This window comes from Pseudomonas antarctica, assembly GCF_900624995.1.
GTDB classification, from domain to species: domain Bacteria; phylum Pseudomonadota; class Gammaproteobacteria; order Pseudomonadales; family Pseudomonadaceae; genus Aquipseudomonas; species Aquipseudomonas antarctica.
On the sequence record NZ_UYXQ01000139.1, the window covers coordinates 1 to 9,178 of the forward strand.

The following is a 9,178-nucleotide window of genomic DNA, read 5'->3' on the forward strand; positions in this document are numbered from 1 at the left end:
CACTACCCTGACCGAGGTGTTACGCCAGACCACCGGCGTCAACGTCCAGCACTACGACTCCGACCGCGTCTATTATTCGTCCCGTGGGTACGCCATCACCAATTACCAGATTGACGGGATGCTCAATACCTTCGGCTATATGAAGTCGGACTCAGACACCATCATCTACGACCACATCGAAGTGGTACGCGGCGCAACGGGCTTAACCACCGGTGCGGGCGACCCCTCGGCCACCGTCAATATGGTCCGCAAACGCCCCACCGCTCAATGGCAGGCAAAAACCGGCGTGAGCGGTGGCAGCCATGACAACTACTACAGCTACGTGGATGTGGGCGGCCCCCTGGCATTTGACGGCCGGCTGCGCGGGCGCACCGTGTTGGCCTACCGCGACAGCCAGTCATTTCGTGACAACTATGGGCTACAGCGGTCTGTCGGCTACGGCATTCTGGAAGGCGATCTTTCCGACGATACCGTGCTGGCTATAGGCTTTGATTATCAGGACAAGCACGTGCAAGGCACTTCCTGGGGCACCGTGCCCTACTGGAACAGCCAGGGCGGCAAGGCAGGGCTATCGCGCTCCACCAACATGGCGACCGATTGGAGCTCCTGGCCGCTGACGGACAAGACCACCTTCGCGACGCTGGACCATCGGCTCGCGGGCGACTGGCACTTGAAGGCGGCCTATACCCATCGGCAAAGCGACACCGACGGCAAGGTGTACTACGGCGGCGCAGGTTTCCCGAATGCGGATCGCAGCGGTATGTATGCGTGGTCCAGCCATATGCTCGGCACCTCCAGAATGGAGGCAGTCGACCTCAATCTTGCCGGCAGTTACAGCCTGCTGGGCCGTGAACACGAATTGATGATGGGGTATGGCGAAGCCGCGCAACGGGATGTTTCACCGTTCATGCGCCGAGGCGATACACCTGCAGGGTACGGCACCATTGCAGACTGGAAACACATGGGCGGGATCGGCAAATTCCCCGACACCGTCACGGGGCTCAAGGGTGAGCACAGCAAAAAACAGCAGAAAGCCGGCTACCTGGCGACGCGCCTGAGCCTGACAGAACGTTTGCACGCCGTGCTCGGCAGCCGTTACGGCAGCTGGGAGCTGGAAAACGCAGAACCCGCCTATGATGCCAACAACCAACTGACCAAGACCAACAACACCCGCCAGACCCACAACGATATGTGGACGCCCTACGCTGGGCTGCTTTACGACATAACGCCGCAATACACCGTCTATGCGAGTTACACCGATATCTTCAAGCCACAGGCCAAGCGGGATGCCAGCAAGCAATACCTGGAACCTGTGGTGGGCAGCAACTATGAAGTCGGCCTCAAGGGCAGCGTGTTGGACGAGCGTTTGAACCTGGCAGCAGCGTACTTCTGGAGCACCCAGGACAACGTGGCAGAGCTGGACGACTCAGTACGGCCAAACCCGATCACGGGCGAGGAGTACTACAAATCCGGTGGCAAGGGTAACAAGGTAAAGGGCTTCGAACTGGAGGCCGCCGGTGAAATCATGCCCGATTGGAATGTGACTGCGGGCTACACCTACACCCACGCGTTGAAAGGCTCGGGCAAGCGCAACAACACCGAGCAGCCGCTTAACCTGCTGAAGCTCTCCAGCGCCTACCGACTGCCGGGTGAATGGCACAACCTGACCGTGGGCGGCGCCGTGAATTGGCAGAGCGACATCTATGAGTTCAGCAACCGTCCGACGGGCACGCGGAATGCTGAAGGCAGCCTGATCACCACGCGCACGAAGATCACCCAACAGGCCTACACCGTAGTCAACCTGATGTCGCGCTATCAGTTCGACGAACATGTGTCGGCCTCGGTCAACGTCAATAATCTATTCGATAAAAAATATTACGAGCGCGTCGGTTTTTATAATGGTGTGTATTGGGGCGACCCACGCTCCATCACGCTCGCCTTGGATTGGAAGCTATAACGCCAAACCCGAAGTTAACAGAAACGTTAACTTCGGGGCACTTCCACGTTAATTCCCACTTAATAAGATAGCGCCATAGTCGCCCTACGAATCGGATCACGGAGCGATCAGTCACCTATCACTTTTAATGGGAACATTGCCATGAAACTCTCGACCTTGATGCTTGCCAGCCTGATGACCCTGACCTCCGTTGCCGCCTTTGCAGAAGGCGGTTCAGAGCGCTCAAAGCAGTTCTACAACGACTTCACGTTCATGCAGCAAAAGACCCACGGCACCACTGACCCAACAGCAATTGCCGACGGCAAGAACGTAAAGTCCGTAACGGCTGAACCCTCCAGCGCAGAGCAACAACCGAACAGCTGATTTAATAGTTAGTTAATCCGCCGTCCCCTGTGCCATTCCGCTCCGTTGGCAAAGGTTAACTTGGCGCCATTTAATGGCGCCTTTTTTTTGCGCTGACTTTATTAAGTACGGCGATTAAAGTGGCTTGCTCCAGAACAGCATACGCCCGTGGGCCGGATCAAAGATCGAATCATCAAAACCGAACTTTCGATACGCTGCCTGAGCCACGTCATTGCCCTCAAGCACCTCCAGGGTGATCTTGCAGCAACCACGCTGACGAGCGATCTCCTCGACCTTCTGCAACATCTTCTGACTCAACCCCAGGCCACGAAACCGATTCACCACCACCACATCGTGAACGTTGACCAACGGGCGGCAGGCGAACGTCGAAAACCCTTCAAAGCAATTGACCAACCCCGCAGGCTCGCCGCCGACAAACGCCAGTACACTGAAAGCGTGGGGGCGCTTGGCCAGTTCGGCGGGCAGTTGCTGCAACAGGTCGGCAGGCAACGTATGACCGCCGCCCATCGGGTCTTCGGCGTAATGGTTGAGCACCAGGCCGAGCGCCTCGGCATGCACGGGGTTGGTGTAGCTGGCTTGCAGCACCAGGATGTCTGGGGTGTCCATTTCCTTCCTCAATAACGACCACAAGGGAACCGGCTCCCTTTGCGAGGACCGATTGTAAGCGCGTAGTCGGCAGTAGATGAAGGAGATTAACGACAAATACCCGACTGAAAGCACGAAGGTTTACTGCATCAACGGCTGCCATCAGGCGGGTTCAGAGATGTGTCCTACACGCCGAAACGCTGCAGTTGCATCGCCTGCAAACGGCTGAGGGTGCGGCGGAATGCAAACTCCAGATAGCCCTCGGTGTAGAGGTTTTGCAGCGGTACTTGAGCTTCGATAAACAACGGCACTTTGCGGTCGTAGCACTCGTCCACCAGGGCGATGAAGCGCCGCACACTGTCATCGTGCACCGACAGTTCCGGCAACTCGCGATCACCGGCCACCACCCGCAGAGCAGCATCTTCGGTACCTCGAGCGATGCGCGCGGGGCGTTTTTGTGCGCTCAAATCAGGCACTTCACCCAGCAAGATGGCATTGAAGCGGTCGCACAGCAGCATGAAGTCCATGGCGGCCAGCGGCTGCTCGCACAGGTCACAGTAGCGACACCACAACACCGTGTCGCTGGCCTTTACTGCCACAATCGCGCGAAAGCCAACAGTGACCGGGCCATGGTTCACCGACTGCCCTTCACTCAACTGCTTGAACACTGTAGCGAGTGCATCCGGCTGCTTCACCCAATAGCGCTGCACACCGGCGCCGGGGTGCAAACGGTGGTCTTCAACGCCATCTACCGCCACCACCTGCATGTGCTTTTGGATCGCCGCGATGCCCGGCAGGAAGCGCTCGCGGTTGAAGCCTCCAGCGTAGAGCTGGTCGGGTGGCTGATTCGAGGTGCAGACCATCACCACGCCTTCCTCGAACATCACCTGGAACAAGCGGCCAAGGATGATCGCGTCACCGATATCATTCACGAACAGCTCGTCGAAACACAGCACACGCACTTCCCGAGCGAGCTCCCGGGCCAAGGCCTGCAGTGGGTCCTGGATACCGCTGAGCTGAAACGAGCGCTGATGCACCCAGCCCATGAAGTGATGGAAATGCTGACGCCGCGCAGGCACCCGTAGGCTTTGATAGAACTGGTCCATCAACCAGGTTTTACCCCGCCCCACCGGCCCCCACAGGTAAACACCGGTGATGGGTGAGCGGCCTTGGTGCAGGGCCTCATGGCAGTGTTGCAAGGCTTGCACCGCCCGGCGCTGGGCATCGTCGGGGACGAAACCTTGCTGGGCGATGGCGTGTTGGTAAGCGGCGAGAGGCGAGTCGAAAGTCATGCGTGCCAGTATGGCTTACAGGGAGATATCCAGGCGTGAAATCTTGCCCTGTTCGTTCAGGCGAAACGTGTAGCGCAGCTCCAGCGGGCTGCCGGGGAAATTGCCGGACACCACATTGCTGACCAACACCTTACCGGTACGCAGCTGCACGTTGCAGGGACAGCAGCTTCGTACAACTATCTAAAAAACGAAAATAATGAACACGCTTTAACTCGACACAACGAAAACCGCTTCCCACGAAAAATACCCCCCAGATATAAAGCAACCCAAAACATTCTAAAATACGCATTACCCAACACAACACAAACCAAAGTCAAGTATAGTCATTCCCATCCAAATTTTTAATTATGCTATAGATAGTTTTTTTCGCCATAGAATTTCCTTGTTCCGTAAAATACCTCAACTGCCCAAAAAAATCGTTAGGAATCTCTGCAAAATTAGTTTTTCCATACAGCGCGATTTTTTGCTTAAAGATTTTATAAACATCAGGCACATACCCTGGCTCTCTCTTAGCAGACAAGAGCAGTTCAATATCTTCATCATCAAACATAGAGACAAGTTCTTTCGTGGAAAAAACTGGGGTTCCGCGCTCCGCACTCAAAGCAATCAATATTGTGCGAAGACACCAAACCAACCTCTTATTTATATAAAAATAATTTTTAAAATTTTCGATATTTAAAAGCAGAGCAAACCCTAGGTCTGAAGCTCTTGAGATATCTATATTGTAGTTTGGCCGCAACTTGAAGGCCGACCGCACTCTATCGAAACTCGAATCCGGATCATATATAACTACCGCTTCACGCACAATATGAAGAAAAAAAAGATCACCACCTTCAGCTCTACTCATAGCTAAATCAAATGGATAACAGGCAACATTCGTTGCCCCATGAAAGACCATTCGGTATCGATCATCATTAGTTATGGCAAATAAATCAGTATCGGAGCTTAGCGTATGATCATTACGAGCTCGACTACCATACAAAGCCATAGACATTATAGCCATTACATTACCCGACTTATACGATTTACTAAAACCGGTACCATGATCGCGTACCACCACAATCCCAGAAAAGCGTTTCCTGCATAAAGTAATTGTTTCCCCATGCAAGACTCTAGCGTTGAGTGCTTTGTATAACCTATTAGAAAAGTAATATCAAAAGCTTTGACCAACCCGAGCGCAATACTGCTTTGCTCCCACGCATAACCCATCGCAAAGATAAGCGTCATGGCAAGACCAAAGATAGCTGGCTTTGCAATACTCTGCCCCCAACCATTAAGCCAGCCTGACAAACTAAGTATCATTAACTCAAAAGACAATACCCACCCTACGACTTTATTAAACTTCTTTTTTGGTCCATTGACTGAATTAAATCGCGCCTTGCTACGTCCGGCCTTTACTGCTTGAGTGAGATAGGATTTCACCCCAGTATAATAAGCATTATCATCACCGTGATGCTCACCACCCTGCATTAACATTCTGGACAATTTCGCTTTAGATTGATCAAGGCGCCAAACCTGGTACTCTGCGGTCACACCTTCTTTATCAAGAACAGCACCATCTAAATTTGTATATCCAGAGTTCACAAGCCCACAAGCGTCAGAAACCAATGTATTAACTAGCTGGGTTCCGCCATTGAAAGTCGTATTCTCCCACGTGCATTCGTGAAAGAAGCAATCCTTGAACTCCGCCAAAGTAAAAGAACAGCTTACAAACTTGCAATCATTGAACTTAGCCTTACTCCATACGGATCCGTTCCCCAGATCACACTTAGTAAAACTGCATTTTGAAAACTTTATTTGGCCATGTTCAAACTTTCCAGAAAAATCACACGTATCAAAATTTATTCCCCAAAAGGAAATTCTCTTCTCTTGTCCGATTTTTTTTTGATGCGCCTCGAGTGTGACAGCATCAAATTTAAACTTCGTCGGCCCCTTATTATTCGTAAAATCCCAATTACCAGGATTTAGCTGGATATTTTTTTGGGTGTACAAACAATCCCACCATGCGTATATCCTTTTACTCATAAAATCACATTCCGTATGCAAGCTATAAATAGTCGGGGCGTAAGCCATTCGCGCCCGGGATCATACATTGATTCCGAGAGAGTGTGTCTGGAAGGCGGTGATAGATCTTCTCGCTCACCAAAATTTGCCCCGCTCGCTTTTCCTTGCCTAATAGTTAGCCGTGCCAGCAGCAAAATATCAACTCCTCCTAGCCCACCGATTATCTGGGACGAAAAAAACGGCCTGCGCAGGCCGTTTTTTTCAATACCTCGTTTTATGCAAGGCTCTTGCTGACCACCTCGAACACATCACTCGACAGCTCGCCAGACGCACGAATGCGCTCCAACTCCGCCTTCATCAAGGCCTGGCGCGCAGTGTCGTATTTGCGCCAGCGAGTCAACGGCGCCAACTGGCGCGAGGCAATCTGCGGGTTGAACCCGTTCAGCTCGATCACCAGGTCCGCGAGGAAACGGTAGCCCGAGCCATCCCCAGCGTGGAAGTTGATCAGGTTCTGCCCGGCAAACGCGCCAACCAGTGCGCGCACCTTGTTCGGGTTCTTGATGTTGAACGCCGGGTGCTCCATCAACGCCTTGACCCGTGCCAGCCCGCCCGGCAAGGTGCTGCCGGCCTGGACGCTGAACCACTGGTCCATGACCAACGGGTTGTCCTTGAAGTTCTCGGCAAACACCGCCAGCGCCTCGGCCTTCTCGGCCTCGAACGGCGAATTCACCAACACCGCCATCGCGGTCAGGCGCTCAGTCATGTTGTCGCTGGTGTCGAACTGATCCAGCGTCGCCGCCAGCACTTCAGGCTTACCACTGAGCAGCAGGTACGACAGGGCGATGTTCTGCAAGGCGCGGCGTGCAAAGTGCTCGGCCGCCGCCACGTACGGCGTCTGCTTGGACAGCTCGCGATTGGCTTGGTAGCGCAGCCACAGCGGTTCGTAGAGGTTGTCGGCCAATTGCTGACGGGCAAACTCACGGGCAGCGTGGATCGCATCCACATCTGCCACTTCGCTGATCTCGCTCAAGTAAGCTTCGCTCGGCAGCGAAAGCATTTCAGCGACCATCGCCTGGTCCAGACGTTCATCGCTCAACACCGTGCGCAGCGCGTCGATCAAGCGCTGATCCAGCTTCAACGATTGACCCGCCTGATGCTGACCAATCAACTCCTGCAACACCTGCACCGAGAGTTGTTGGCCGGCATCCCAGCGGTTGAAGCCGTCGCTGTCGTGTTGCATCAGGAACATCAGTTGATCGCGGTTGTACGGGAAGCTCAGCTTCACCGGCGCCGAGAAACCACGCAGCAAGGACGGCAACGGCTGTTCGGCGATATCAACGAAGGTAAAGGTCTGCTCGGCTTCGGTCACCGAAATCACCCGAGACGTACCGCCGGCAGTTGCTTCACCGGCCAGACGCAGGGCGATACCGGCGCCCTTCGCGTCCAGCAGACCCAGTTCAACCGGAATCACAAACGGCAGCTTTTCAACCTTGTCCGGGGTTTGCGGGCAGCTCTGGCGGAAGGTCAGGCTGTAGGTCTTGGCAGCGGCGTCGTAGGACTCGCTTACCGCCAGGCGTGGCGTACCGGCCTGGCTGTACCAGCGTTTGAACTGGCTCAGGTCGGCGCCATTCGCGTCTTCCATGGCCTTGATGAAATCATCACAGGTCACGGCCTGGCCGTCATGACGCTCGAAGTACAGGTCGCTGCCTTTGCGGAAGCCATCGGCGCCGAGCAAGGTGTGGATCATGCCGACCACTTCCGAGCCCTTCTCGTACACGGTCAGGGTGTAGAAGTTGGAGATTTCGATAAAGCTGTCCGGGCGCACGGCGTGCGCCATGGGGCCGGCGTCTTCGGCAAACTGGTGGGTACGCAGGTACGCCACGTCCTGAATGCGCTTGACCGTGGCCGAGTTCATGTCGGCCGAGAAGCCCGAGTCGCGGAACACGGTGAAGCCTTCCTTCAACGACAGCTGGAACCAGTCGCGGCAGGTCACGCGGTTGCCCGACCAGTTGTGGAAATATTCGTGGGCAACGATCGCCTCGACCCGCTGGTGCGCGGCGTCGGTGGCGGTTTCGGCACGGGCCAGCACGGCGCTGGAGTTGAAGATATTGAGGCCCTTGTTCTCCATGGCACCCATGTTGAAATCGTTGACCGCCACGATCATGAAAATGTCGAGGTCATACTCGCGGCCGTAGGTCTCCTCGTCCCAGCGCATGGATTTTTTCAGGCTGTTCATGGCGTGCTGGCATTTGTCGATATTTTCCGGCTCGACATAAATGCGCAACGCCACTTCGCGCTGGGTCAGGGTGGTGAAGGTGTCTTCAACGCACCACAAATCACCGGCCACCAGCGCGAACAGGTAGGCCGGTTTCTTGAACGGGTCTTCCCAAGTCGCCCAGTGGCGGCCGTCTTCACCCGGGCCGCTGGCGATCGGGTTGCCGTTGGACAGCAACACGGGGTAGCGGTGTTGCTCGGCGATCACGGTAGTGGTGAAGGTGCTCATCACGTCCGGGCGGTCGAGGTAATAGGTGATTTTACGGAAGCCTTCAGCCTCGCACTGGGTGCAGAACATGCCGCTGGATTTGTACAGGCCTTCCAGGGCGGTGTTGGTTTGCGGGTGGATGCGCACGCTGGTGTCGACCGTGAAAGTGTCGCTGGTCGGGTGCAGGGTCAGGTGGCTGTCGGTCAACTGGTAGTCCGCTGCGCTCAGCTCGCGGTCGCCCAGGGTGACGCTCAACAGCTCCAACTGCTGGCCATCGAGCACCAGCGGCGGCAAGCCGGCGCCGCGCTCGGGGTTGCGGCGCATCACCAACTGCGCGTGGACCAGGCTGTGGTCCTCGAACAACTCGAAGGTCAGGTGCGTCTCTTCGATCAGGTAGTCCGGCGCCTGATAGTCCTTCAGGTAAATCATCTTCGGTTGTTCGGTACGCATGGGGGGCATCCTTCTACTGATGCACGGCGGGCTGGTAGGCCGTGT

Annotated in this window: 7 protein-coding genes and 1 pseudogene; 2 read left to right on the forward strand and 6 right to left on the reverse strand. The window is 55.2% G+C overall.

Annotation, left to right across the window (positions count from 1 at the left end; translation table 11 throughout):
• Window positions 1-1,957, forward strand: a 1,957-nt coding sequence (locus E0F99_RS26760) for a TonB-dependent siderophore receptor (RefSeq protein WP_130909024.1), incomplete at its 5' end; no start/stop codon positions are given.
• Window positions 1,958-2,098: 141 nt separating this feature from the next.
• A complete protein-coding gene (locus tag E0F99_RS26765) occupies window positions 2,099-2,320 on the forward strand; it encodes a hypothetical protein (protein ID WP_083358692.1) in 222 nt (73 codons plus the stop codon).
• A 114-nt stretch (window positions 2,321-2,434) separates the two neighbouring features.
• Here the strand turns inward: E0F99_RS26765 and E0F99_RS26770 are convergent, their stop codons facing one another.
• The 6 genes and pseudogenes from E0F99_RS26770 to pepN all read right to left on the reverse strand — a co-directional run bounded on the left by E0F99_RS26770 (window position 2,435) and on the right by pepN (window position 9,133).
• On the reverse strand, window positions 2,435-2,926 hold the full coding sequence (locus E0F99_RS26770; RefSeq protein WP_083358693.1) for a GNAT family N-acetyltransferase: 492 nt from the start codon (window positions 2,924-2,926) through the stop codon (window positions 2,435-2,437).
• A 164-nt stretch (window positions 2,927-3,090) separates the two neighbouring features.
• The gene (gene zapE, locus E0F99_RS26775; protein ID WP_083358694.1) at window positions 3,091-4,197 is read right to left on the reverse strand and encodes a cell division protein ZapE; all 1,107 of its coding nucleotides are present in this window, start codon (window positions 4,195-4,197) and stop codon (window positions 3,091-3,093) included.
• A 15-nt stretch (window positions 4,198-4,212) separates the two neighbouring features.
• A pseudogene (locus tag E0F99_RS26780) lies at window positions 4,213-4,350 on the reverse strand (nuclear transport factor 2 family protein); the annotation flags it as partial.
• A 160-nt stretch (window positions 4,351-4,510) separates the two neighbouring features.
• Complete coding sequence (gene halB, locus E0F99_RS26785) at window positions 4,511-5,191, reverse strand: anti-phage Hailong system nucleotidyltransferase HalB (protein WP_130909025.1); 681 nt, start codon at window positions 5,189-5,191, stop codon at window positions 4,511-4,513.
• An 8-nt stretch (window positions 5,192-5,199) separates the two neighbouring features.
• Window positions 5,200-6,270, reverse strand: coding sequence for an anti-phage Hailong system effector protein HalA (gene halA / locus E0F99_RS26790; protein WP_083358696.1), 1,071 nt, complete (start codon window positions 6,268-6,270; stop codon window positions 5,200-5,202).
• Window positions 6,271-6,475: 205 nt separating this feature from the next.
• Window positions 6,476-9,133 (reverse strand): aminopeptidase N, encoded by a 2,658-nt coding sequence (gene pepN / locus E0F99_RS26795; RefSeq protein ID WP_083358697.1) that lies wholly within the window; start codon window positions 9,131-9,133, stop codon window positions 6,476-6,478.
• Window positions 9,134-9,178 lie beyond the last annotated feature (45 nt).

Coding starts and splice junctions, on each gene's coding strand:
- zapE (WP_083358694.1), bottom strand. CDS start 4,197: ATGACTTTCGACTCGCCTCTCGCCGCTTACCAACACGCCATCGCCCAG.
- E0F99_RS26770 (WP_083358693.1), bottom strand. CDS start 2,926: ATGGACACCCCAGACATCCTGGTGCTGCAAGCCAGCTACACCAACCCC.
- pepN (WP_083358697.1), bottom strand. CDS start 9,133: ATGCGTACCGAACAACCGAAGATGATTTACCTGAAGGACTATCAGGCG.
- halB (WP_130909025.1), bottom strand. CDS start 5,191: ATGTCTATGGCTTTGTATGGTAGTCGAGCTCGTAATGATCATACGCTA.
- E0F99_RS26765 (WP_083358692.1), top strand. CDS start 2,099: ATGAAACTCTCGACCTTGATGCTTGCCAGCCTGATGACCCTGACCTCC.
- halA (WP_083358696.1), bottom strand. CDS start 6,270: ATGGCTTACGCCCCGACTATTTATAGCTTGCATACGGAATGTGATTTT.